The following is a 23,203-nucleotide window of genomic DNA, read 5'->3' as shown; positions in this document are numbered from 1 at the left end:
TGCCGGCTGATGAAATCAGCCGCGCACGATGCCGAGGATCTCCTCGACGAGCGCGTCCACCTCGGCGGTGGTCGGCGCCTCGACGTTGAGGCGCAGCAGCGGCTCGGTGTTGCTCGCACGCAGGTTGAACCAGGCCTTCGAGTCCTTCAGGTCCACGGTCACCCCGTCGAGGCGGTCGATGTTCGCGGTGCGGTCGGCGAAGGCCTCGAGCACCGCGTCGGTGGCGGCGGCCTGGTCCTCGACGGTGGAGTTGATCTCGCCGCTGGCCGCGTAGCGGTTGTACTTCTTCATCAGCTCGGACAGCGGCTTGTCCTGCTCGCCGAGCGCCTTGAGCACGTGCAGGGCGGCCAGCAGGCCGGAGTCGGCGTTGAAGAACTCGGTGAAGTAGTAGTGCGCGGAGTGCTCGCCGCCGAAGACGGCGTTCTTCTCGGCCATGGTGGCCTTGATGTACGAGTGGCCCACGCGGGTGCGCACCGGCGTGCCGCCGTTGTCCTCGACCAGCTCGGGCACGGCGCGCGAGGTGATCAGGTTGTGGATGATCGTCGCGCCCGGGTGCTCGGCCAGGTAGTTCTCCGCGATGACGGCGCAGATCGCCGAGGGCGAGACGGCCTCGCCACGCTCGTCGACGACGAAGCAGCGGTCGGCGTCGCCGTCGAAGGCCAGGCCGATGTCGGCGCCCTGCTCGACGACGAAGCGGCGCAGGTCCTCGAGGTTCTTCGGGTCCAGCGGGTTGGCCTCGTGGTTGGGGAAGGTGCCGTCGAGCTCGAAGTAGAGGTCGCGCACGTCCAGCTCGGCGCGGTCGAGCACGGCCGGCACCGTCAACCCGCCCATGCCGTTGGCGGCGTCGACGGCCACGGTCAGGTTGCGGATGCCGTCGAGGTCCACCAGCCCGTTGAGGAAGGCGGAGTAGTCGGCGAGCACGTCGCGCTCGGTGATCTCGCCGGCCCCGCCGTCGAAGGCGGGCACGCCGTTGATGAGGTCCTCGGTGATCACGGCCAGGCCGGAGTCCTGGCTGACCGGGCGGGCGCCGGCCCGGCAGAGCTTGATGCCGTTGTAGCGGGCCGGGTTGTGGCTGGCGGTGAACATCGCACCGGCGCAGTTCAGGGAGCCGGAGGCGAAGTAGAGCTCGTCGGTCGAGGTCAGCCCGAGGAGGATGACGTCGATGCCCTGGGAGGTCGCGCCCTCGGCGAAGGCGCGGGAGAGCTCCGGGGAGGACGGGCGCATGTCGCGGCCGACGGCCAGCGTGGTCTCGCCCTCCTCGCGCAGAATCCGGGCGTAGGAGGCTCCGACGTCGCGGACGAAGTCCTCGTCGATGTCCTCGCCGACGACCCCGCGGACGTCGTAGGCCTTGATCACGGAGGTGACCGCGTCGCGTGTGCGCATCTGCTGCCTTCTTCCTGCTCGCCCGGGCCTACGGTTCCCGGCCCGGGTAACGGTGACGCGCCCCGCGGTGCGGGGCGCTGCTGGGGGAAATGTTACGGCAGCGATGCGGCGGGGACGAACTCCGCTTTCCGACGTCGCGTCGCACGCCGTCGGCGTGCACGTGCGGGTGGGCGGGGGTCAGTGCCGCTCGTCGTCGTCGGCGTCGTCGTCCGGGTCGGGCACGACGTGCAGGTGGGCGCGGCGGCGCGTCTTCTCCTCGGCCACGCGGCGCGAGCGGTGCACCGGGTGGTTGGAGGTGACCGGGTCGAGCGCGGAGTCGTCGGTGTCGGAGGGGTCCTGCGGGGCGACGAGCCCGCTGGTGACCTGGCCGGCCTCGCGGACGGCCTCGGCGAGTGCGGTGATGTCCTCGTCCTCGTCGATCTCGATGTCCTTGACGTGCAGCATCTCCCAGCCGAGCGGGGCGGTGAGGTTGTCCGCGTGGCGGGCGCAGAGGTCCCAGCTGTGCGGCTCGGCGGTGGGCGCGAGCGGGCCGACCACGGCGGTGGACTCGGCGTAGGCGTAGGTCAGCGTGGCCACGGCGGGTCGGCCGCAGCCGGGGCGGGAACAACGTCGGAACTCACTCACGCCGTCAAAGTCTAGACCTGTGGTCGAGATTCCGACACCCCTGGAGTCCCCTGGGACGTTCCGCACCGGGTGGGACGGGGTCGGCTCCGGTCGCGGCACCGCGGGTCCGCGGCCCGCTCCGGCGCCGGGCCGGGCCGTCTACGGCGTGGGTCCCCGGCTCGGCGCGGGCGCCGGGCTAGCGTTGTGACCATGCGTATGAGGGTGCACCGCGACCGTCGCGGACGAGGCGCGCGGGGACCGCTGCTGCCCGCCGGTGTTCCGGCCCACCGCACGCGCCGGCGGCGTTTCGACGTCGCCGTGCTGGCGGCCTACGCCCCGCTGGCGGCGCAGTACCCGGAGGAGCTCGCGGGTCTCGACGTCGCCGTGGACACGGTGCCGCGGATGCGGCTGCGCGCGGACATGACCGTGCTGCCCGACGAGATCGTCGCCGACGGCCCGGTGCCGCTGGGCCGCGTGATCCCCGCGGGCGTGGACTCCACCGGCGCGCCGACGCGGGCACGCATCGTGATCTTCCGAATGCCCGTCGAGGAGCGCTGCTCGACGCCGGCGCAGCGCCAGGAGCTGCTCACGGTGGTGCTCACCGCGCTGGTGGCCAACTACCTGAACCTGGACCCGCGCGACATCGACCCGAACTTCCCCTGGTAGAGCACACAGAGCCCCACCCATGGCGGGTGGCGCCCACTATGGGCGCCGCGTCCGGACAACCTCTGTCGGACATTGCCGTGCCCGCCACTTTCTTGCCGGGCGCTCCCCCGCCGGACATTCCCCTTGCCGGACACTCCCCTACCCGGCCCCGAGACGAAAAAACCGGCCCGAGGGCCGGATGAGGACGCGGTCGGTCACCCGCGGGTGCCGCGGGGCCGCCGTCAGCCGATGTCGCGTTTGAGGCGGCGCCGCTCACGGTCGGAGAGCCCGCCCCAGATGCCGAAGCGCTCGTCGTTCTCGAGTGCGAACTCGAGACACTCGTCACGCACGGCGCACGCCTGACAGATCCTCTTCGCCTCTCGCGTGGAGCCGCCCTTCTCCGGGAAGAAGGCCTCCGGGTCCGTCTGGGCGCACAGTGCCTGGTCCTGCCACTCCTGCTCGACCGCACCGAAGAGGTCGTCGAGGTTGAGGCGGGCGGCCGAGCCGCGGTGGAATGTGGCGTCGTCTGCCATGTTCTCCACGCCACCATCCCTTCTGCCGTTGACGTCTTTGATGTGAAAGGTGCTTACACCGATGAAATTCAACACGGATCACAAGATGTCGTCAACCTGAATCCGACGCTTTCGGGGAGCATTTCCCGAAACCGCACGTCGACCACCACAGAATTCACACGAGTCACACACCTGCCCCGCGGGGGTGGGATTCCGGGGGTAGCACATGTAGTGGTAGGCCAAAAACCTGGCAACTACCCCGGCCGCGACACAGGTCACAGGCAGGTTCCGGGGCCTAGCCGCACGCACCCGCGGAGGGGCCGCGACACGCCGGGCGGACCTCCGGGGCCCGCGTCAGGCGGCAGAGCGGGCGGGGTCCCGGCACGCCGAGCGGGCCTCCGGTCCCCGCGCCAGGCGGCAGAGCGGGCAGGGCCCCGGCACGCCGGGCGGGCCTCCGGTCCCCGCGGCGTCCCCGGTCGGCGACTAGGCGTCCGGGGAGAAGCGCACGCCCGAGTCCGGGATGACCACGCCGGGCCACACGCGCATGCCACCGCGCAGCTCGCAGCGGGCGCCGATCTGCGCGCCGTCGCCGATGACGCAGCCGCTGAGGCGGGCGTTGGCCCCGATGCGCGCGCCCGACGCGATGATGGAGTCCTCCACCACCGCGCCCGGCTCGATGGTCACGCCGTCGAAGACGACCGAGTCGTCGAGGCGGCAGCCCGCACCGATCTCGGTGCCGCGCCCCACGGCGGTGCCGCCGAGCAGGATCACGCCGTCGCGCACGCCGGCGGACTCGTCGACGTAGGACTCACCGGTGTTGCCGCGCAGCAGCGGCGAGGGCGCGATGCCGCGCACCAGGTCCGAGGAGCCGCGCACGAAGTCGTCCGGGCGGCCCATGTCGCGCCAGTAGCTGGAGTCGACGTGGCCGAAGACGCGGCGCCCCTCCTCGAGCAGCTGCGGGAAGGTCTCGCGCTCGACAGAGACCACACGGCCGGCGGGGATCTCGGCGATCACGTCGCGGCGGAAGACGTAGCAGCCGGCGTTGACCTGGTTGGTCGGCGGATCCTCGGTCTTCTCGAGGAACTCGAGCACACGGCCGTCCGGGCCGGTGGGCACGCAGCCGAAGGAGCGCGGGTCGCTCACGCGCACCAGGTGCAGGGTGACGTCGGCCTCGTTGCGCTCGTGGGTGTCCAGCAGCGCGCCGAGGTCGTTGCCGGAGAGGATGTCGCCGTTGAAGACCATCACCGTGTCGTGGCGCAGCTTCTCGTGGACGTTGCGGATGCCGCCGCCGGTGCCGAGCGCCTGCTCCTCGACGACGTACTCGATCTCGAGACCGAAGTCGGAGCCGTCGCCGAAGTAGCTCTCGAAGACCTCCGCCTTGTAGGAGGTGCCCAGCACCACGTGCGTCATGCCGGCGTCGCGGATGCGGGCCAGGAGGTGCTGCAGGAAGGGGAAGCCGGCGGTCGGCAGCATCGGCTTCGGGGTGTTGACCGTCAACGGGCGCAGGCGGGTGCCCTTGCCTCCGACGAGGATGACGGCGTCCGTGTTCTCGGGATGCGGCATGAAAACAGTCTCTTTCATTTCCGTGTCGTGTCGGTCAGGCGCGCCGCGGCCGTCGCGACGCACCGGCGCACCGCGAGCCCGGCGCGCAGGGCCAGCCGCAGCGGGGCCTGCAGCGGTCCCGGGTGGCGGTCGGCCAGGTAGGCGTAGGCGCTGTGGTGGTGCGCCGCGGAGGTGACCGTGCGGTGCGCGTTGGCGGCGTGTCCCTGGTCGTGGACCACGCCCGCGTCCACGCACAGCACCGAGGACCAGCCGGCGCGCGCCAGCCGGTCGCCGAGGTCGACGTCCTCCAGGTACATGAAGTAGCGCTCGTCGAAGCCGCCGATCTGCTCGAGGGCCTCGCGGCGCAGCAGCAGGCAGGATCCGGAGAGCCAGCCGGCGGCCCGCTCCCGGGACATGTCGCTGCCCGCCCGGTAGGCGCGGGTGAACGGGTTGTCCGGCCAGATCCCGGCGAGCACGGCGTGGCCGGCCCCGTGGACCAGGTCCGGCAGCTCGCGCGCCGAGGGGTAGACCGCACCGGCCGGGTCGTGGATGAGCGGACCAATCGCGCCGGCCTCCGGGTGGCGGCGGGCGCACTCGATCATCGCGTCGATTGCACCGGGCTCGAAGACGACGTCCGGGTTGACCACCACGAGAAACTCGGTGTCCACCGTGGCGTCCCCCGCGGTGTCCCCGGCGCCACCGTCTACGGCGCCACCGTCTACGACGTCACCGACTGCGGGGTCACCGGCCCCGGCACCACGGTCCAGGTGCCGCCAGGCGGCGTTGATCGCCGCGCCGTAGCCGATGTTGCCCCCGGTGTCGAGGAACTCGACGTCGTCACGGGCGGCGGCCTCGGCCTGCGGGACCCCGTCGGTGCTGCCGTTGTCGGCGAGCACCGTGCGGGTACCCCGGACCGTGGCTTCGGGCAGCGACTCGAGGAGCGCGCGCAGATGACGCCCCGGCGAATAGGTCACGGTGATCACGGGTACCGGGGCGTGAGCGTTGTCGTTCACGGTCTTCAGAGTCTAGCGGCCACCGCCCGGGCGACCCCGGTCCGCCACTCCGGCAGCTCCAGGTCAGGGGCGAGCACCGACCAGCGCGGCCGCTTAGCCCTGGTGGGGTAACCGGCCGTGTCCACCGGCGAGACCCGGTCCGGGTCGAAGCCGGCGGCCGCGAAGACCTCGCGGGCGAGCAGGTACCAGCTCGTCCAGCCGGCGCCGACACCGTGCAGCACCCGGCCGGCGGTGTCGGTGTCCGTGCCGGCGTGCGCGGCACCCACCGCATCCGCCGCGGCGGCCGCGGCAGCGCCGCCGCCTTCGAGCACGAGCCGCCACAGCGCACGCGCCAGGTCGGGCGCGAAGGTCGGGCTGCCGAACTGGTCGTCGACGACCTTCGGGTCCACTCCCCCGCGCGCCAGGCGCAGCATCGTGGAGACGAAGTCCTTGTGCTCCGGCAGCGTGTCGCCCGAGTAGACCCACGCGGTGCGCACGACCGTCGTCTGCGGGCAGGCCGCCAGCGCGGCGCGCTCCCCGGCCAGCTTCGTGCGCCCGTAGACGGTCTGCGGGCTCGTGGGGTCCCCCGGCAGCAGCGGGCGCGCGCCCGCGGGCACCGCGGCGCCGGAACCGGCGACGCCCTCGGAACCGGCGACGCCCTCGGAACCGGCGACGCCTCCGGGCGCGGCGTCGTCAAGCACGGGGCGGGAACCGGCCGCGTCCGCATGCGCGGCGTCGTCAAGCACGGCGTCGCCGAAGACGTAGTCGGTGGACACGTGCACCAGGCGCGCACCTTCCTCCGCGCAGCGGCGGGCGATGAGCCCGGGCGCGGTGGCGTTGGCGGCCTCGGCCGAGGTGCGCCCCGGCTCCTCCTCGGCGCCGTCGACGTCGGTGAACGCCGCGCAGTTGAGCACCACGTCCGCACCGGCGAGCGCGGGCGAGGCGGCGACGGCGGCGGGGTCGGTGACGTCGAGAAGCGAGCGGTCGGCCCAGACGACGTCGCCGTCGAGCCCCGGCGGACAGGTCAGCGCGAGGCTGCGGCCCAGCTGACCGCGCGCGCCGGTGACGACGACTCTCATGGGCGGAGGCCTCCTTGCAGTACGATGGGTGCACTTGAGCCCGGCGACCGCCCGGGCACCCCCAACAGTACGTCGAAGGAAACCCACCGCAGTGAGTGAGCACTACCGCCAGGTCAGGGCCATCCAGCCGGCCCCGGACTCGGACACCCGCATCCGGCAGGCAGGCCCGGGCGGCCTCAAGGGCGTCATCGCCGTGCTCTCCGTCCTCGTGCTCGTCTTCGCCGGTGTCGGCTATCTCACCGTCGGGCGGCTGGGCAACGAGGTCGCCTCGGCCGGCAACCTCTCCCTCGGCGGCGGCCAGGGCATGAAGAAGGCCCCCGACGGCGCCACCGACATCCTGCTGGTCGGCTCCGACTCGCGCACGGACGCGCAGGGCAACCCGCTGAGCCAGGAGGAGCTGGCCTCGCTCAACGCCGGCGTCGAGGAGGGCGAGCACAACACGGACACCATCATGGTCATCCGCGTGCCCAACGACGGCTCCTCGGCCACGGCCGTGTCCATCCCGCGCGACACCTACGTCAAGGACGACGAGCTGGGCAACATGAAGATCAACGGCGTCTTCGCCGCGCACGCCGCCGAGCGCCGCTCCGAGCTGGAGGCCGAGGGCGCCGACGAGCAGCGCATCGCCCGCGAGGAGCTCGCCGCCGGCCGCGAGGGCCTGGTCACTACCGTCGCCGAGCTGACCGGCATCGAGGTCGACCACTACGCGGAGATCGGCCTGCTCGGCTTCGTCCTGCTCACCGACGCCGTCGGCGGCGTGGACGTCTGCCTCAACGAGCCGGTCCAGGACGAGTTCTCCGGCGCCGACTTCCCCGCCGGCCGCCAGACGCTCGACGGCGTGGAGGCCCTGAAGTTCGTCCGCCAGCGCCACGGCCTGCCCCGCGGCGACCTCGACCGCGTGACCCGCCAGCAGGCCTTCATGGCCTCGATGGTGCAGAAGCTGCTCTCCGCCGGCACCCTGACCAACCCGGGACGCCTCAACGACCTGCGCGGCGCCGTCGAGCGCTCCGTGGTCATCGACGAGGACTGGGACGTGATGAGCTTCGCCGCCCAGCTGTCCAACCTCGCCGGCGGCAACGTCACCTTCACCACCATCCCCGTGACCTCGCTCGACGGCGTGGGCGACTACGGCGAGTCCATCGTCACCGTCGACCCGGACCAGGTGCGCGGCTTCATGGACGACCTCCTCGGCGCCGAGGAGGAGGAGGGACAGCCCGAGGACGGCGGGGACCAGCCGTCCGGCGAGCCCGCCGCCGCGGCCTCCGACGCCGAGCTGCACGTGCTCAACGCCGGGTCCGTCTCCGGGCTGGCCGGCTCGGTCGGCGGCTGGCTCGAGGAGCACGGTTACAACGTCGCCGAGGTCTCCAACGCCCTGGAGGGCATCTACACCGAGTCCCAGGTCGTCACCGGGGACGCCGACAGCGAGGCCGCCAAGGCCGTCGCCGAGGAGCTCGGCGGGCTGCCCGTGACCGTCAACGAGGGCCTGGACGCCGACACGCTGGTCGTGGTCACCCACGACGACTACGCCGGCCCGCAGGGCGAACAGATGGCCGAGGCGCCCAGCGGCGACGGCTCCGTCGGTGAGCCCGGCGCCGACTTCGGCACCGAGCCCGAGGCCTCCCCCGAGATCGACGCCGGCGGCGACGGTCCGCGCTGCGTGAACTGACGCGCCGATTGACGACGTCGCGCCCCACGGCGTGGGCGGTGCCCGGCGGCGTCCTGTGGGCGGCGCCCGCCGCCCGCGGCGCGCGGGCGCGCGCCTACCTACGATCGGGTCCATGGAACTGCTGCGCCACCTCCTCGACGCCGACCCCGCCGGCCCGCGCCTGACCGTCTACGACGAGCACACCGGCGCCCGCCTGGACTTCTCCGCCACCACCCTGGACAACTGGGCGGCCAAGGTCGCCACGATGCTGCTCGAGGAGCTCGACCTCGACGCCGACTCCCGCATCCTCATCGACCTGCCCGTCGGCTGGCAGGCCGCCGCGATCGCCCTCGGCGCGATGGCCGCCGGCGTGGACCACACCCTGGACCCCGGCGCCCCGGCGGCCGACCCCGACGACCTCGACGTCGTCTTCACCTCCCCCGGGCGCGCCGGCGACCACCCCGGCCCCGACCTGGTGCTGGTCACCGACGACCCCTTCGGCCGCGGGGTGGCCGAGACCGGCGGCACCCTGCCGCCCGGCGCGGTCGACTTCGGGCCGACCGTGCGCTTCTACCCCGACGTCTTCCCCGCCCCGACGATGAGCCTGGCCGACCTCGCCGAGACCACCGACATCCCCGCCGGCGCCCGCGTGCTGGCCACCGGCTGGACCGACGACGCCTCCTTCACCCGCCAGGTCCTCGAGCCGCTGGCCGTCGGCGGCTCGACGGTGGTCGTCTCCGGCTTCGCCGAGGCCGCCCGCCTCGACGCGATCGCGGCCGCCGAGAAGGTCACTCTGCGCCTCTGAGGCGGCGCACGCTGCTAGCCTGAGTTCCCATGGCACCGGTCACCTACGACAACGTCACCGTCCGCTACCCCGGGGCGGACCACCCCTCGGTCACCGACTTCAACCTCGAGATCGCCGACGGCGAGTTCCTGGTGCTCGTCGGCCCCTCCGGCTGCGGCAAGTCGACCACGCTGCGCGCGCTGGCCGGCCTCGAGCCGGTCGAGTCCGGCCGCATCCTCATCGGCGACGACGACGTCACCGACTCCGACCCGGCCGCCCGCGACGTGGCCATGGTCTTCCAGAACTACGCGCTCTACCCGCACCTGTCGGTGCGCAAGAACATGTCGTTCGCCCTGGACCTGCGCAAGGTGCCCCGCGACGAGGCGGACACCCGGGTGGCCGAGGCCGCCGAGATCCTGGGGCTGACCGACTTCCTCGACCGCAAGCCCAAGGACCTCTCGGGCGGCCAGCGCCAGCGCGTGGCCATGGGCCGGGCGATCGTGCGCAACCCGCGGGTCTTCCTCATGGACGAGCCGCTGAGCAACCTCGACGCCAAGCTGCGCGTGTCCACCCGCTCCGAGATCGCCGCACTCCAGCGCCGCCTCGGGGTGACCACCGTCTACGTCACCCACGACCAGGTCGAGGCGATGACGATGGGCGACCGGGTCGCCGTGCTCGACCGCGGCGTGCTCCAGCAGGTCGCCCCGCCGCGCGAGCTCTACCGCGACCCGGTCAACCTCTTCGTCGCCGGGTTCATCGGCTCGCCGTCGATGAACCTCTTCCACGACGACGTCCCCGGCGCCGGCGACGTCACCTTCGGCGTGCGCCCCGAGCACATGCGCCTGCTCGGCGCCGGCGAGGCCTGCCCGGCAGGCTTCCGCGAGCTGACCGGGCCGGTCGACATCGTCGAGGAGCTCGGCGCCGAGTCCTACGTCTACGCCCACCGCGACGGCGGACGCCTGGTCGCCCGGCTTCTCGACGCCCCCGCCCCCGAGCGCGGCGCCGAGGTGCGCATGGCCTACGACCCGGCCGCCGCGCTGCGCTTCGGGCCGGACGGGTCGCGGGCTGACGCCCGCGACTGAACGGCGACGGACGCCCGGCACCTGGTGGAGGGGCGGGCGTGCGCGACCACGCACGGACGGTGAGTGCGGGCGCGGCGTCGGCAAGCGAACCCTAAAAGTCGGGCCGAACAGTTCCTGATTACCACCTGTCTTTCCCCTCTCACGGGGGTGATTTGCGCCGTAGCGCGCCGTCGGGGCTCGCCGCGCAATTAACTTGGGGTTCACCGCGCATCCACGACTGAAAGGTTTCGAACCATGCGCTTCACCTCTCTGCGCCGCGTCGGCGCCGTCCTCGCCGCCACCGCCGTGGCCGGCGCCACCCTCACCGCGTGCGGCTCCGACGACTCCTCCGTCCCCGAGGCGGAGAACACCGACGGCCGTGGCCCCATCACCTTCGCGATGGGCAAGAACGACACCGACAAGATCATCCCGATCATCGACCGGTGGAACAAGGAGCACCCGGACGAGGAGGTCACCCTCTCCGAGCTCGCCGGCGAGGCCGACGCCCAGCGTGAGACCCTCGTGCAGTCCCTGCAGGCCGGGAACACCGACTACGACGTCATGGCCCTCGACGTCGTGTGGACCGCGCAGTTCGCCGCCAACCAGTGGCTCGCCCCGCTGACCGGCGACCTCGAGGTCGACACCTCCGGGCTGCTCGACGCCACCGTCGAGTCCGCCACCTACAACGACACCCTCTACGCGCTGCCGCAGAACACCAACGGCCAGCTGCTCTTCCGCAACACCGAGATCATCCCCGAGGCGCCCACCGACTGGGACGGCCTCAAGGAGTCCTGCAAGCAGGCCGAGGAGGCCCAGGTCGACTGCCTGACCCTGCAGCTCAAGCAGTACGAGGGCCTGACCGTCAACACCGCCGGCTTCATGGCCGGCTGGGGCGGCTCCGTGCTCGAGGACGACGGCACGACCCCGGCCGTCGACTCCGACGCCTCGAAGGAGGGCCTGCAGGCCCTCGTCGACGGCTACGAGGACGGCACCGTGGCCAAGGACTCCACCGCCGCGACCGAGGAGGAGACCAACCTGGCCTTCACCGAGGGCAAGACCGCCTACGCGGTGAACTGGCCGTACATGTACGCCAACTCCGAGGAGGACGGCTCCGCCGTCGCCGGCAAGGTCGAGGTCCAGCCCCTGGTGGGCAAGGACGGCGTCGGCGTCTCCACCCTCGGCGGCTACAACAACGGCATCAACATCAACTCCGAGCACAAGGCCACCGCGCGCGACTTCATCGAGTACGTCGTCAGCGAGGAGAGCCAGCGGTCCTTCGCCGAGGCCTCCTTCCCGCCGGTGCTCGCCTCCATCTACGACGACCAGGAGCTGATCGCCGAGCAGCCCTACCTGCCGGCGCTCAAGGAGTCGCTGGAGAACGCCAAGCCGCGCCCGGTCAGCCCGTTCTACGACGCCATCTCGAAGGCCATCCAGGACAACGCCTACGCCGCCGTCAACGGTGACGTCGACGTGGACAAGGCCACCGCGGACATGAAGGCCGCGATCGAGAACGCCTCGGCGGAGTAACCGAGCGTGTCCGGATCGACAGCCGTACCGCACGGTGCCGGGGACGGGCGTGCCGGTGGTGCCGACGGTTCCGCCGGTGGTGCCGGTGTTGCCGCAGCCGGCGTGACCACCGCGGAGCGCCCCTCCCCCACCGGAACCCGTGAGTCCGGCCGGACCGGCGCGCGCCGCCAGGCCCGCGTCCAGGCGCGCAACGCCGCCTGGCTGATCGCCCCGGCCATGATCGTGCTGGCCGTGGTCATCGGCTACCCGATCGTGCGCGCGGTCTGGCTGTCGTTCCAGGCCGACAAGGGGCTCGACCCCGAGACCGGCCTGTTCACCGAGGGCGGCTTCGCCGGCCTCGACCACTACCTCTACTGGCTGACCCAGCGCTGCTCCGCCGGGGTCTGCCCGCCCGGCGTCATCGCCACCGACTTCTGGCCGGCGGTGCGCATCACGCTGTTCTTCACCGTGGTCACCGTGGCCCTCGAGACGGTCCTCGGCGTGATCATGGCGCTGGTGATGAACCGCGAGTTCCGCGGCCGCGGCCTGGTCCGCGCCGCCGTGCTCGTGCCCTGGGCCATCCCGACGGCCGTCACTGCCAAGCTCTGGCAGTTCATGTTCGCCCCCGACGGCGTGGTCAACGCGACCCTGGGCACGGACATCGCCTGGACCACCGACCCGTGGGCCGCCCGCACCGCCGTGATCATCGCCGACGTCTGGAAGACCACGCCCTTCATGGCGCTGCTCATCCTCGCCGGCCTGCAGATGATCCCCAAGGAGCTCTACGAGGCCGCACGCGTCGACGGTGCCTCGGCCTGGCAGCGCTTCACCCGCATCACCCTGCCGCTGGTGCGCCCGGCACTGATGGTCGCCGTGCTCTTCCGCACCCTCGACGCGCTGCGCATGTACGACCTGCCGGTGATCATGATCTCCGGGTCCTCCAACTCGCCGACAGCCACCGTCTCCCAGCTGGTGGTCGAGGACATGCGCCAGGGCCACTTCAACTCGGCCTCCGCGCTGTCCACCCTGATCTTCCTGCTCATCTTCGCCGTGGCGTTCATCATGATCCGCTTCCTCGGCGCGGACGTCTCCGGCACCCGCAACCTGCCCGGCGGCAAGAGCCGGGCCCGGGGCCTGCGCGGGCTGCGCGAGCGGTTCGGCCGCGGGCGCGGTCGCGCAGGCGAGACCGGGACCGCCGCGCCGGCCGCGGTCGGCGCGGGGGCGTCCCACGGTGACGCCGCACGCGACGGCGACCCACGCGGCGTCGGCAAGCGCGGCGTAGGCAAGCGGGGCAACCACGACGCGGAAGGCGGTGCGCGATGAGCAAGACGCGTTCGTTCATCGGCAACTACCTGGGTCTGATCCTCATCCTGATCTGGGGGCTCGCACCCTTCTACTGGATGGTCGTCACCGCGCTGCGCGACCCGTCGCACACCTTCGACACCACGCCGTGGCCGACGCACGTCACGCTGGACAACTTCCGCGACGCGCTGGCCACGGACAAGGGCAACGACTTTTTGGGCGCGATCGGCAACTCGCTGCTGATCTCCGCGACGACGACCGCGCTGGCCGTGGCCGTGGGCGTGTTCACCGCCTACGCGCTGGCCCGGCTGGACTTCCCCGGCAAGGGCATCGTCACCGGCATCATCCTGGCCGCCTCGATGTTCCCGGGCATCGCGCTGGTCACCCCGCTGTTCCAGCTCTTCGGCGATCTCGGGTGGATCGGCACCTACCAGGCGCTGATCATCCCGAACATCTCCTTCGCGCTGCCGCTGACCGTCTACACGCTCGTGTCCTTCTTCCGCACCCTGCCCTGGGAACTCGAGGAGGCCGCGCGCGTCGACGGCGCCAGCCGCGGGCAGGCCTTCCGCAAGGTGCTGCTGCCGCTGGCCGCCCCGGCGCTGTTCACCACGGCGATCCTGGCGTTCATCGCGACCTGGAACGAGTTCATGCTCGCCCGGCAGCTGTCGACCACCGACACCGAGCCGGTGACCGTGGCGATCGCCCGCTTCTCCGGGCCGACCGCCTTCGAGTACCCGTACACCTCGATCATGGCCGCCGGCGCGCTGGTGACGATCCCGCTGGTGATCATGGTGCTGTTCTTCCAGCGCCGGATCGTCTCGGGGCTGACCGCCGGCGGGGTCAAGGCGTGAGTCCAGGGGATCAGACCGGGCCCGGGGGTGGACCCGGTTCCGGGGGTGGGCCCGGTTCCGGGGGTGGGCCCGGTTCCGGGGGTGGGCCCGGTTCCGGGGGTGGGCCCGGGTCCGGGCCAGGCGCCGGCCCTGGTGCCTCAGAGAGCCGGCGGCGCGGCCTGGTCTGGGACACCGCCTTAGGCTTCGTCGGTTTCCTGACCGCGCTGGCCGTCCTGCAGGCCGTGCTCAACGTGTTCCGGCCCGAGCCTGCGATCTGGCCGGGGCTCTTCGCGCTGGTGATGGTGGTGGCCACCTGGCTGGTCTGGAAGGGCCGGGCCCGGTACTCGGGGTGAGGGCGTGGGGCTCGGTCGAAGGCTGGATAGATGCCGGATTGAGCCCCGAGCCGGTCCCAGACCAAGTCCGGATCGGCCCCGGAACGGTCCCGGGCCAAGGCCGGCCAACCTGCGCGGGAGCTTTTACCGGGTCCCGGTCGGTAAAGCTGATTTGGCCATCGCAAAACCGCAGGTCGCGGGACCGGCCAAAATCGACTACCGACCTGTGGTCGGTAAATCCGTGCGGCCCAGCGCCAACCACGCCCCGAAAACCGTCGTTCCGGGACCAACTGCTCCTCTACCGAGACCCGATCACCCGGTGCTCCGGGCCCGGCACTCCCCTACCCAAGCCCGATCACCCGGCGTTCCGGGCCCGGATCCGGTCTATGTAGCCGGCCAGATCCGCCGACCACCTCTCGGGCTCGTGAAGCATGCCGGCGGTGAGCACGATGACCGTCCAACCGGCGCTCTGGATCTGGTGACGGCGAGCGAAATCCTTGTCGCGCTGGCTGCGCTTCAGATGGTGCTCGCCGTCGTAGAAGATCGCAATCTTGAGCTCCGCGCAACCGACGTCGGCGACCGAGATCAACCGACCGTCGATCCGGATCCCCAACTGCGTCGTCCAGGTGCAGCCCTTCTCCTTGAAGACCGTTGCGGCCTGCAGCCGAGTCGTGGTCTCGGGCACTGACTCCGCGCCGGCATCGGCCAACCGCAGCACCGGTTCGAGTTTGCCGGCGGCGATGAGCGGGGTCGCGCAACTGCGAAACTCTTCGGGACCGACCTGCCACCGGTTCATGAACCGGTCCGCGACCTGGACCGCACGCACCAGGTCCGGGTCCAGTCCCGGCACCGCTGGCACAGGCCAACGATGGGTGCCGAGCAGCGCCGACCGGATGCAGTGCAGGGCGGTCATCATCGGCGGAGTGACCTGTACGTGCAGGTCCCACAGCGTTGTCTGCCACGTCAGCCCCCTCGTGTCCCGCCGAAGGACCGTGGACTCGAGGCTGTGTCTGGCCACACGCTTGTCGCCGCCGCGGTTGAAGAGGACGGTGTCGGCTGAGTCGCTGAACTCATCCACGCCCCAGAGCATGGCCGCGCTCCACACCGCGGCGACCGCACGCGGGCGGACGGACAGGTGGGCGTAGAGCCGGTCGACGGCGGAGACCCAGTATCGGATCCGGCGCGGATGGACGTCGCCCTGCAGCATCACCAACTTTTCGTTACGGGCGGACTCGGCCGGAACGCACAGGTCCGGGGACACGAGCCGAAAACGCCGAGCGAACTCATCCGCCGGTTCCGCGGGGAACATCAGTGCCTGAAAGGCGGCTTCCACGACCTTTCCGCGACACGGCACGGGTGCCGGCCGGCGCCGGTCGGCACCACGCAGATGGTGGGAAAGACGTTTGTCGATCTCGGTGCCGCGGTAATCCACGACGACGGTCCTCTCGCTCGGCGTACTCGTCTCAACCTGTTGGACCGACCGGAGTGGTGAATTGGTTCCCCGAGTACCCCTCAAGCGCAGGGGAAACACCTGTCCCCGCGGGCGGGTGTACCCCCGCCGACCCATTAGATACACATTCATTATCCAGGTAGCTATTATCTTGCGTTAAGTTCTCAGCCGTGCCACATCACAGGAGCCAGAATGAAGTTCCGCATGAACCGGAGGACCGCCGTCGCGGCCGCCACCGCCGCCGTGACCGCCTCCACCCTCCTCGTCGCCCCGCAGGCCAACGCCGCCGAGGTGACCTACCACAAGGACGCCCAGCGCTGCACGATCGTCTATGACCAGGCCGACCACGACCGCTACGCCGAGCTCGAGGGCAAGCGCTACCAGGCCCTGGCCAACGTCTTCTACGACGCTGTGCCGGGCCTCGAGGAGATCGTGCGTCCCGCCGCCGAGGAAAACCGCAAGACGCTCCGCCTCGGCGACTACGACAAAGTCCTGGCGATGCTCGTGGACAACGGCTACAAGTACGATCCGCTGATCCCCACCGCCGTGCTGCGGCTGCAGCGCGAGGCGAACAAGGAGCAGACCTCCTCCCTCGAGAAGGGTTAGTGGGGTGTGGACAAGACCAACATCGCCCTGGAGCTGACCGGGCTGAGCGACGTCCTCAAGGGCAACATCGAGGACTTCAACGCCACGGTCAACACCACCGACCCGCAGCTACAAAATCGCCTGGTCATCGCCTACCGCACCGCGACCGTCGAGCTCGACGGCCCGCGCAAGGACGCCCTGCGCAAGTGCGCCTCCGCCGGTTCGGAGAGCGGCGACGCGCTGCTCAGCGCCGCGAGCATCTCCTCCGGCGGCGAGAACAGCAAGCTCGACGAGGGGCTGGACAAGGCCAAGAAGATCGGCATCGGCGTGGGCGTCGGCGCCGCCCTCTACGCGCTGCTTCTGCTCATCGGTTCCTTCTCCCCGATCTGGTACCCGGAGCTGCAGAAGGCCATGAGCCGCTGACTGACCCCTGAAACGTCGGCCACGGCCGGCGGCCACCGGCGGCACCCGCACACGCGGGGCCGCCGATTTTTCGTATTCACCCGCCCTGCGTTCCGGCAGCGGCGCCCCGACACCTCCCCCACGCCCACCGGGTCCCTTGCCCCGCATACCCCCGCCCCACCCCCGACTCCCACCGTCGGACCTGTGATGCTGCTAACTTCGGGCGCAGTGACACGGGGTGCTTTCCCCTCCCGGGGAAGGCTGAGATGACACCCGTCGAACCTGATCCAGTCAACACTGGCGAAGGGATGTCCGGTCCTCGCACGCGGGCGACGGGCCCACGCGGAGGACACGCACCCGGGTGTGACGCGCGCCCGTCGGCAATGTCAGTGCACCGACGGGTGGGCACCGCGCACGGGCGACGCGACGCAACCGCAGCGCCGGGGCCGCGCCTTTCGCCACCGCACCTGAAAGGCCGCACCAATGAATGCCCTGAACACGCCCGTCTCCGAACGGCTCGTCCTCGTCACGGGCGGCGCCCGCGGGCTCGGCAAGGCGCTCAGCGAGGCGTTCCTGCGCGAGGGCGCCCGCGTGATCGTCAACTACCACACCAGCTCCGAGGCCGCCGAGGCCATCGTCGCAGAGCACCCCGACCGCGCCCTGGCCGTCCAGGCCGACGTCCGCGACCGTGAGCAGGTCCAGGCGCTCTTCGACGCCGCCCACGAGCACTTCGACGCCCCGGTGACCACCGTGGTCAACAACGCGCTGGTCTCCTTCTCCTTCGACGGCGACGCCCGCCCGAAGGCCGAGGACATCACCGCCGGACACTTCGACGAGCAGTTCTCCGGCGCCGTCCACGGCGCGCTCAACACCATCCAGCTGGCCGTGCCCGACTTCGAGAAGGCCGGCTTCGGCCGCGTGGTCAACATCGGCACCGACCTCTTCCAGGCGCCCTCGGTGCCCTACCACGACTACACCGCCGCCAAGGCCGCGCTGCTGTCGCTGACGCGCACCTTCTCCAAGGACCTCGGTCCGAAGCACGTGACCGTCAACATGGTCTCCGGCGGCCTGCTGCGCACCACCGACGCCTCGGCGGCCACCCCCAAGGAGGTCTTCGACATGATCGCCGCCGGCACCCCGCTGGGCTCGGTGACCACGCCCGAGGAGTTCGCCGACACCGCCGTCTTCTTCGCCTCGCCGCTCTCGCGCGCGGTGACCGGCCAGAACCTGCTGGTCGACGGCGGGCTGGTGATGGGCTGATGGCACGCGAGGTCCACCTCAACCTCTTCGCCTTCGGCGCCGGGCACCACTCGGCGGCCTGGCGCGCGCCCGGCTCCTCGGCCGAGCGCCTCGGCGAGATCGACTACTGGCAGCAGCTGGCCCAGACCGCCGAGCGTGGGCTGTTCGACGCGTTCTTCCTCGCCGACGGCCAGGCCGCCGGCATCGGCGGGCTGTCCCGCTCGCCGGGCTGGTACCTCGAGCCGGTGACCACCCTGACCGCCCTGGCCCGGGCGACCCGGCACATCGGCCTGGTCACCACGATATCGGCGACGTTCTGGGACCCCTTCCACGCCGCGCGGCTGCTCGGCAGTCTGGACCACATCTCCGGCGGGCGCGCGGGCATCAACGTGGTGACCTCCATGACCGACGACGAGGCGCGCAACCACGCCATGGCCGCGCTGCCTGCCCACGCCGAGCGCTACGCGCGGGCCGAGGAGTTCATCGACGTGATCGAGCGGCTGTGGGACTCGTGGCCGGCCAGTGCCGTGCGCGCCGAGCGCGACGGCGTCTACGTCGACGAGTCGCAGCTGAAGTCCCTGAACCACCACGGCCGCTTCTTCGACGTCGCCGGGCCGCTGAACCTGCCCTCCCCGCCGCAGGGCCGCCCGGTGCTCTTCCAGGCCGGCGCCTCGGAGCCGGGGCGCAACCTCGCCGCTCGTGCGGCCGAGGGCATTTACGCGGTGGCCTGGGACCTGGAGATGGCCCGCGACTACCGCGGCGACATCCGCCGGCGCGCCGCCGAGTTCGGCCGCGACCCCGACGGCATCGCCGTGATGCCGGGACTGGTGACCTACGTCGGCGCCACCGAGGCCGAGGCGTACGAGAAGAAGGCCGCGCTCGACGCGCTGCTGCCGATCGACGACGCCCTGGATCAGCTGGCGTTCTTCGTCGGCCAGGACACCTCCGGCTGGGAGCTCGACGCGCCCGTTCCGGAGCTGCCGCCGGTCGAGGAGTTCACCGGGCCGAAGGGCCGCTACCTGACGGTGCTGCGCATCATCGAGACGAAGCGGCCGACCGTGCGCGAGCTGCTCGGCTACCTGGCCGCCGGCGGCGGGCACGCGACCTTCATCGGCACGCCCGAGCAGATCGCCGACGAGATCGAGCGCTGGGTCGACGGCGGCGGCGCCGACGGGTTCAACCTGATGCCGCCGGCGCTGCCCGCGAGCATCGACGACTTCGTCGACCAGGTCGTGCCCGTGCTGCAGGAGCGCGGCCGGTTCCGCACGGGTTACGACGCCGCGACGTTGCGCGGGAACCTCGGTCTGCCGGCGCCGGACCCGCTGCGCAGGTAGTGCGGGGCTGACGGGCGCTGCGCCGGGCACGGCGGACGCGGCGCCCGGTGCGGCGGTTGCCAAGGCCCGGTGACACCCGGCGCGCCCGGGGCGGGCCCGCTACCGCCCGAGGCGGGCGACGAGGCGGCGCCAGGCGATGCGCGCGGCCGAGTGCGGCAGCGCGAGGACCTCGCGCAGGTAGGTGTCTCGGCGCTGGGCCCGCGGCGTCGGCGCCGGGATCACCTCGACGGGGATGCCCAGGTGCCAGGCCCACAGGCGGGCGCGGCGGGCGTGGTAGTTGCTCGTGACCACGATGAAGCCGCCCGCGTCCGGGAAGAGCCGGCGGGCGTGCTCGAGGTTCTCGTTGGTGGAGGTCGCCAGCGGCTCAGCGACGATGCGTGCCGGATCCACCCCGGCCTGACGCAGGTCGCGGGCCATGACGTCGGCCTCGCCGCGGCCGGAGACCACGACGGGCACGCCGAGGCGCCTGCCCGCCACCGCGGCGGCGGTGCGCAGGCGGGCGGCCAGCACGGGCTGGGCCCGGCCGTCGTCGGTCTTGGAGCCGAGCACCAGGATCGGCCAAGCGCCGGACATCCCCGTGCGGCGGTCACGATCGCCGCGGACGGTCCGCGGATTTCCCGAGTCAGGCACGCCGTCGATCCTACCGCGGCGTCCGGGAAAGCTGACAGCGAGAGCGCGGCCCAAGGCATCGCATGCCGTCCCTACTACGCCGTTAAAAAATATTTCCAGAACGGTGTACAACACAGAGCTTTTCTGCCTACCATATGCATGCCGCTTCAAAACGAGATGAAAGGTACCCCGATGAAGCGACCAACTTTAGCCGCAGCTGTTACAGCGTCACTCACGATCACGGGGTGAGTACACCGAGCACGGCTAACGCCGACTCGGTCGACACCACCTCTGGCGACGTTAGAGTTTCAATGCCGGAGACTCAATCTCAATCCGGGAAGGCCTCGGAGCCGAGGTTGAACTGATATCTCCCAGCGAACAGGCTACGACCCGTGCGGTCGGCGATCAAGCACCACAGTGCGTCTACGCGTACCGGGAGAAGGGGGCCATCCAGGTCCAGAACGATTGTCCCGACGGATGGCGCGTCAAGGTCGTGCTGCGTTTTGCTCCAGACACTGGCTGTAAATGGGTCGAGCCGGGAACCCGAACAAACATCGGGATCAACCCGATAGCCCCCATTGACCGAATTGAGCTGTGCTGATGCAACGTATCAAAGCCACACACTCCAGGCTGCTGACCGCGATAGCTGCAGGACTTGCAATCATCACAGCCGCCATCGGTCTACCGGCGATAACGTTCGACGACACACCAACCCGGTCGAATCTGGCCTTCGCAGACTACATCGACCCAGGAAAGGTACTCGGGTCAGCCCCGTCCCAGCGGGAATGCCGGACGATGCGAGACCGGAAAGCTCCTTATTATCCGGGCTGGCACCTGTACTGCATACACGACAACACCAACAACTCCTGGGTTCTCACCTATGACGAATAGGAGCAGGCATTCTCCCCGGGTGCAAACCAAAGAGCAGACCATCGAAAGGAAACCAGCATGGACCTCGAGAAGTCGATGAGCTTTGAGGGACGCGAAAAGCACCTCATCGCCGAGCTGGAGAGCGCCGGCCGGCAGCTCGTGGAGAGATGGCACTCCAAGCCTCCCACGATGGCCCTACTCAGCGACGAAGGCTTCTGGAGCTTCGACAACCTCACGAGGGTGGCACAGTCGCCCCGGGTTAGCGACCGGGAGAAGTTCCTCTACGTCGCGGAAGGCCTGCTGCGCGGTACCGGCGGGCACTGGGCGCTCTACCCCATGCTCCAGGACGACCGGATCATCTACGTCAACATGCTGATCTGGTGCCCGAACCTGGGCAACGTGGTCAATGTCAACGCCGCCGCCGACTACCTCCACACCGAACCGATGCACACGTTCGTCTCCAGGGTCATGTCGGGAGAGGATCTGACCGAGACCACGCCCGGAGAAATCTGGCGGGGCGACGAGGACTGACCGGATAGGCCGAGCCTGCCATGCCGCCGGGCCGAGCAGGCCTCCGGGCCGGGCGGTAGCTCGTCGGGCACCGGCTGTGTACCCGTCCGTACCCGCACAACCCGCCCCTGGGGCACGCCTAGTCGCCGCCGAGCAGCCGCTTCTTCAGCGCGGCGTCCTTTTCCAGCACGCCGTCGGCCATCTCCTGCTGGTAGGCCTCCATCTTCTCGGCCAGGGCCTCGTCGCCCACGCCGAGGATGCGCACGGCCAGCAGCCCCGCGTTCTTCGCACCGTCGACGGAGACGGTGGCCACCGGCACGCCGCCGGGCATCTGGACGATAGACAGCAGCGAGTCCAGCCCGTCCAGGTTCTTCAGCGCGCGCGGGATGCCGATGACCGGCAGCGGGGTCGCGGCGGCGACCATACCCGGCAGGTGGGCGGCCCCGCCGGCGCAGGCGAGAATGACCTTCAGCCCGCGCTCGCGGGCGGTCTTGGCGTACTCCAGCATGCGGTCCGGGGTGCGGTGGGCGGAGACGACCCCGACCTCGAAGGGCACGCCGAACTGGGCGAGCACCTCGGCGGCGGGCTGGACGGTGTCCCAGTCGGAGTCCGAGCCCATGATCAGGCCGACGACAGGTTGCATGGTGAAGGTTCCTTCCTTCGGGGTTCAGCGGTCAGTTTCGGGGGCGGGGCTCAGGCCTCGCGGTAGCCGTCGGCCCACACGGCGTGCACCAGAAAGTGCGCGGCCAGCTGGGCCTCGCGGCGCACGGCGCGGAGGTCGGAGCCGGTGACGTTGACGTGGCCGAGCTTGCGCCCGGGCCGGTGCGACTTGCCGTAGAGGTGGATCTTGGCGTGCGGGAAGCGGCGCCACACGGCGTTGACGCGCTCGGTCAGCGGCATTTCGGGCGACTCGTCGGCGCCGAGGGTGTTGACCATGACGGTGTGCGGGGCGGCCAGCTCGGTCGAGCCGAGCGGCATGTTGAGCACGGCGCGCAGGTGCTGCTCGAACTGGCTGGTCACGCAGCCGTCCTGGGTCCAGTGGCCGGTGTTGTGCGGGCGCATGGCCAGCTCGTTGACCACCACGCGCGGCTCGCCCCCGGGGCCGTCGGCCTCGAAGAGCTCGACGGCCAGCACGCCGGTGACGTCCAGCTCGCGGGCGATGGTCTCGGCCAGGGTGCGGGTGCCGCGCTCGATGTCGACGGGCAGCCCGGGCGCCGGGGCGACGGCCTCATGGCAGATGCCGTCGGCCTGCACGGACTCGACGACGGGCCAGGCGACGCACTCGCCGCGGCGGTTGCGCGCGACCATCGCGGACAGCTCGCGGGTGAAGGGCACCTTCTCCTCGGCCATCAGCGGGACCTCGTCGCCCAGCAGCTTCTCCACCAGCTTCTTCAGGTCCTCGAGGTCCTCGGGGAACCACACGCCGTGGCCGTCGTAGCCGCCGCGGGTCGCCTTCAGGCAGACGGCGCCGTTGACGCGCTCGAAGAACTCCACGGCGTCGTCAATCGACTCGACGGCCGCGAACGGCGGCACGGGCAGGCCGAGCTCGTGGAGGCGGCGGCGCTGCTCGAGCTTGTCCTGGGCGTAGATGAGCGCCTCGGGGCGCGGCTCGACGACGACGCCGCGGTCGAGCAGGGTGCGCAGGTGCCGGTTGGGCACGTGCTCGTGGTCGAAGGTGACGGCGTCGGCCCCCTCGACGGCGCGCTCGAGGTCGACGAGCTCGTGGTAGTCGCCCTGGACGCAGTCGGCTGCTACCTGGGCGGCGGAGGCGTCGGGGGCGCCGGCGAGCAGGCGCACAGACTGGCCGAGCTCGATGGCCGCGGTCTGCATCATGCGCGCGAGCTGACCGTCGCCGATGACGGCGACGGTGGGCGTTCCGGGGGCGTGGGCGTGGGGGTTTCCGGAGTCAGTCACGGTGCTCATCCTAGTGCGCGGCCCGATTGCCGACGCCGCCCCTCCCCCACGTGGGCGAACCACGTGCGGCGTGG

22 protein-coding genes and 1 riboswitch are annotated in these 23,203 nt (G+C 71.1%); of the genes, 12 read left to right on the top strand and 10 right to left on the bottom strand.

Annotated features, from left to right (window positions below):
- Positions 1 to 15: 15 nt before the first annotated feature.
- Both CFRA_RS02915 and CFRA_RS02910 read right to left on the bottom strand, forming a co-directional pair.
- Positions 16 to 1,383, bottom strand: coding sequence for a phosphomannomutase/phosphoglucomutase (locus CFRA_RS02915; RefSeq protein ID WP_075663386.1), 1,368 nt, complete (start codon positions 1,381 to 1,383; stop codon positions 16 to 18).
- Positions 1,384 to 1,560: 177 nt separating this feature from the next.
- Positions 1,561 to 2,007, bottom strand: coding sequence for a DUF3499 domain-containing protein (locus tag CFRA_RS02910; protein ID WP_075663385.1), 447 nt, complete (start codon positions 2,005 to 2,007; stop codon positions 1,561 to 1,563).
- Positions 2,008 to 2,196: 189 nt separating this feature from the next.
- Here CFRA_RS02910 and CFRA_RS02905 point away from each other — a divergent pair, with 189 nt between their 5' ends.
- Positions 2,197 to 2,652, top strand: a complete 456-nt coding sequence (locus CFRA_RS02905) for a metallopeptidase family protein (RefSeq protein WP_075664825.1) — start codon at positions 2,197 to 2,199, stop codon at positions 2,650 to 2,652.
- A 221-nt stretch (positions 2,653 to 2,873) separates the two neighbouring features.
- Here the strand turns inward: CFRA_RS02905 and CFRA_RS02900 are convergent, their stop codons facing one another.
- The 4 genes from CFRA_RS02900 to CFRA_RS02885 form a co-directional block, all read right to left on the bottom strand.
- Positions 2,874 to 3,164: a WhiB family transcriptional regulator gene (locus CFRA_RS02900; RefSeq protein WP_211272344.1), complete on the bottom strand. Its 291-nt coding sequence runs from the start codon at positions 3,162 to 3,164 to the stop codon at positions 2,874 to 2,876.
- Between the two features lie 462 nt (positions 3,165 to 3,626).
- Positions 3,627 to 4,706, bottom strand: a complete 1,080-nt coding sequence (manB, locus tag CFRA_RS02895; protein WP_156887948.1) for a mannose-1-phosphate guanylyltransferase — start codon at positions 4,704 to 4,706, stop codon at positions 3,627 to 3,629.
- Positions 4,707 to 4,720: 14 nt separating this feature from the next.
- Positions 4,721 to 5,707, bottom strand: a complete 987-nt coding sequence (locus CFRA_RS02890) for a glycosyltransferase family 2 protein (protein WP_075663382.1) — start codon at positions 5,705 to 5,707, stop codon at positions 4,721 to 4,723.
- Positions 5,704 to 6,756 carry an SDR family oxidoreductase gene (locus CFRA_RS02885; protein ID WP_075663381.1) on the bottom strand — a complete coding sequence of 351 codons (1,053 nt, stop codon included), beginning with the start codon at positions 6,754 to 6,756 and terminating at the stop codon, positions 5,704 to 5,706. Before CFRA_RS02885 ends, CFRA_RS02890 begins: the two co-directional genes overlap by 4 nt.
- Before the next feature lie 91 nt (positions 6,757 to 6,847).
- Between CFRA_RS02885 and CFRA_RS02880 the strand changes: the two genes are divergently transcribed.
- The 6 genes from CFRA_RS02880 to CFRA_RS02855 all read left to right on the top strand — a co-directional run bounded on the left by CFRA_RS02880 (position 6,848) and on the right by CFRA_RS02855 (position 13,905).
- On the top strand, positions 6,848 to 8,422 hold the full coding sequence (locus tag CFRA_RS02880; RefSeq protein ID WP_075663380.1) for an LCP family protein: 1,575 nt from the start codon (positions 6,848 to 6,850) through the stop codon (positions 8,420 to 8,422).
- 112 nt (positions 8,423 to 8,534) lie between these two features.
- A complete protein-coding gene (locus tag CFRA_RS02875) occupies positions 8,535 to 9,206 on the top strand; it encodes a TIGR03089 family protein (protein WP_075663379.1) in 672 nt (223 codons plus the stop codon).
- A gap of 29 nt (positions 9,207 to 9,235) precedes the next feature.
- On the top strand, positions 9,236 to 10,267 hold the full coding sequence (locus CFRA_RS02870; RefSeq protein WP_075663378.1) for an ABC transporter ATP-binding protein: 1,032 nt from the start codon (positions 9,236 to 9,238) through the stop codon (positions 10,265 to 10,267).
- A gap of 234 nt (positions 10,268 to 10,501) precedes the next feature.
- Positions 10,502 to 11,773: an ABC transporter substrate-binding protein gene (locus tag CFRA_RS02865; RefSeq protein WP_075663377.1), complete on the top strand. Its 1,272-nt coding sequence runs from the start codon at positions 10,502 to 10,504 to the stop codon at positions 11,771 to 11,773.
- 216 nt (positions 11,774 to 11,989) lie between these two features.
- Positions 11,990 to 13,075 carry a carbohydrate ABC transporter permease gene (locus tag CFRA_RS02860; protein WP_083667008.1) on the top strand — a complete coding sequence of 362 codons (1,086 nt, stop codon included), beginning with the start codon at positions 11,990 to 11,992 and terminating at the stop codon, positions 13,073 to 13,075.
- Positions 13,072 to 13,905, top strand: coding sequence for a carbohydrate ABC transporter permease (locus tag CFRA_RS02855; protein ID WP_075663376.1), 834 nt, complete (start codon positions 13,072 to 13,074; stop codon positions 13,903 to 13,905). The genes CFRA_RS02860 and CFRA_RS02855 overlap by 4 nt, the downstream gene beginning before the upstream one ends.
- A 666-nt stretch (positions 13,906 to 14,571) precedes the next feature.
- On the opposite strand, the gene CFRA_RS02845 is transcribed toward CFRA_RS02855, so the two are convergent.
- Positions 14,572 to 15,648, bottom strand: a complete 1,077-nt coding sequence (locus tag CFRA_RS02845; RefSeq protein ID WP_156887947.1) for a PDDEXK family nuclease — start codon at positions 15,646 to 15,648, stop codon at positions 14,572 to 14,574.
- Between the two features lie 222 nt (positions 15,649 to 15,870).
- Between CFRA_RS02845 and CFRA_RS02840 the strand changes: the two genes are divergently transcribed.
- The 4 genes from CFRA_RS02840 (at position 15,871) to CFRA_RS02825 (ending at position 19,226) form a co-directional block, all read left to right on the top strand.
- Entirely contained in the window at positions 15,871 to 16,272 is a 402-nt protein-coding gene (locus tag CFRA_RS02840; RefSeq protein WP_156887946.1) for a hypothetical protein, read from the top strand.
- A gap of 6 nt (positions 16,273 to 16,278) precedes the next feature.
- Positions 16,279 to 16,674: a hypothetical protein gene (locus CFRA_RS02835; RefSeq protein ID WP_075663373.1), complete on the top strand. Its 396-nt coding sequence runs from the start codon at positions 16,279 to 16,281 to the stop codon at positions 16,672 to 16,674.
- Positions 16,675 to 16,877: 203 nt separating this feature from the next.
- A riboswitch (TPP riboswitch) is annotated at positions 16,878 to 16,979 on the top strand.
- Positions 16,980 to 17,136: 157 nt separating this feature from the next.
- Complete coding sequence (locus tag CFRA_RS02830; protein ID WP_075663372.1) at positions 17,137 to 17,913, top strand: 3-oxoacyl-ACP reductase; 777 nt, start codon at positions 17,137 to 17,139, stop codon at positions 17,911 to 17,913.
- A complete protein-coding gene (locus CFRA_RS02825; RefSeq protein WP_075663371.1) occupies positions 17,913 to 19,226 on the top strand; it encodes an LLM class flavin-dependent oxidoreductase in 1,314 nt (437 codons plus the stop codon). The genes CFRA_RS02830 and CFRA_RS02825 overlap by 1 nt, the downstream gene beginning before the upstream one ends.
- A 99-nt stretch (positions 19,227 to 19,325) precedes the next feature.
- Here CFRA_RS02825 and CFRA_RS02820 read toward each other — a convergent pair whose 3' ends face one another.
- Positions 19,326 to 19,799, bottom strand: coding sequence for a YdcF family protein (locus tag CFRA_RS02820; RefSeq protein ID WP_075663370.1), 474 nt, complete (start codon positions 19,797 to 19,799; stop codon positions 19,326 to 19,328).
- 984 nt (positions 19,800 to 20,783) lie between these two features.
- On the opposite strand from CFRA_RS02820, the gene CFRA_RS02815 reads away from it, so the two are divergent.
- On the top strand, positions 20,784 to 21,236 hold the full coding sequence (locus tag CFRA_RS02815; protein ID WP_075663369.1) for a hypothetical protein: 453 nt from the start codon (positions 20,784 to 20,786) through the stop codon (positions 21,234 to 21,236).
- A gap of 118 nt (positions 21,237 to 21,354) precedes the next feature.
- On the opposite strand, the gene purE is transcribed toward CFRA_RS02815, so the two are convergent.
- Together purE and CFRA_RS02805 are read right to left on the bottom strand one after the other, a co-directional pair.
- Positions 21,355 to 21,858, bottom strand: coding sequence for a 5-(carboxyamino)imidazole ribonucleotide mutase (gene purE / locus CFRA_RS02810; RefSeq protein WP_075663368.1), 504 nt, complete (start codon positions 21,856 to 21,858; stop codon positions 21,355 to 21,357).
- 50 nt (positions 21,859 to 21,908) lie between these two features.
- A complete protein-coding gene (locus CFRA_RS02805; protein ID WP_156887945.1) occupies positions 21,909 to 23,138 on the bottom strand; it encodes a 5-(carboxyamino)imidazole ribonucleotide synthase in 1,230 nt (409 codons plus the stop codon).
- Positions 23,139 to 23,203: the final 65 nt, after the last annotated feature.

The organism is Corynebacterium frankenforstense DSM 45800 (assembly GCF_001941485.1).
GTDB lineage: Bacteria > Actinomycetota > Actinomycetes > Mycobacteriales > Mycobacteriaceae > Corynebacterium > Corynebacterium frankenforstense.
The sequence above is the reverse complement of the archived record's forward strand: the minus strand, read 5'-3'. Positions and strand labels throughout refer to the sequence as shown.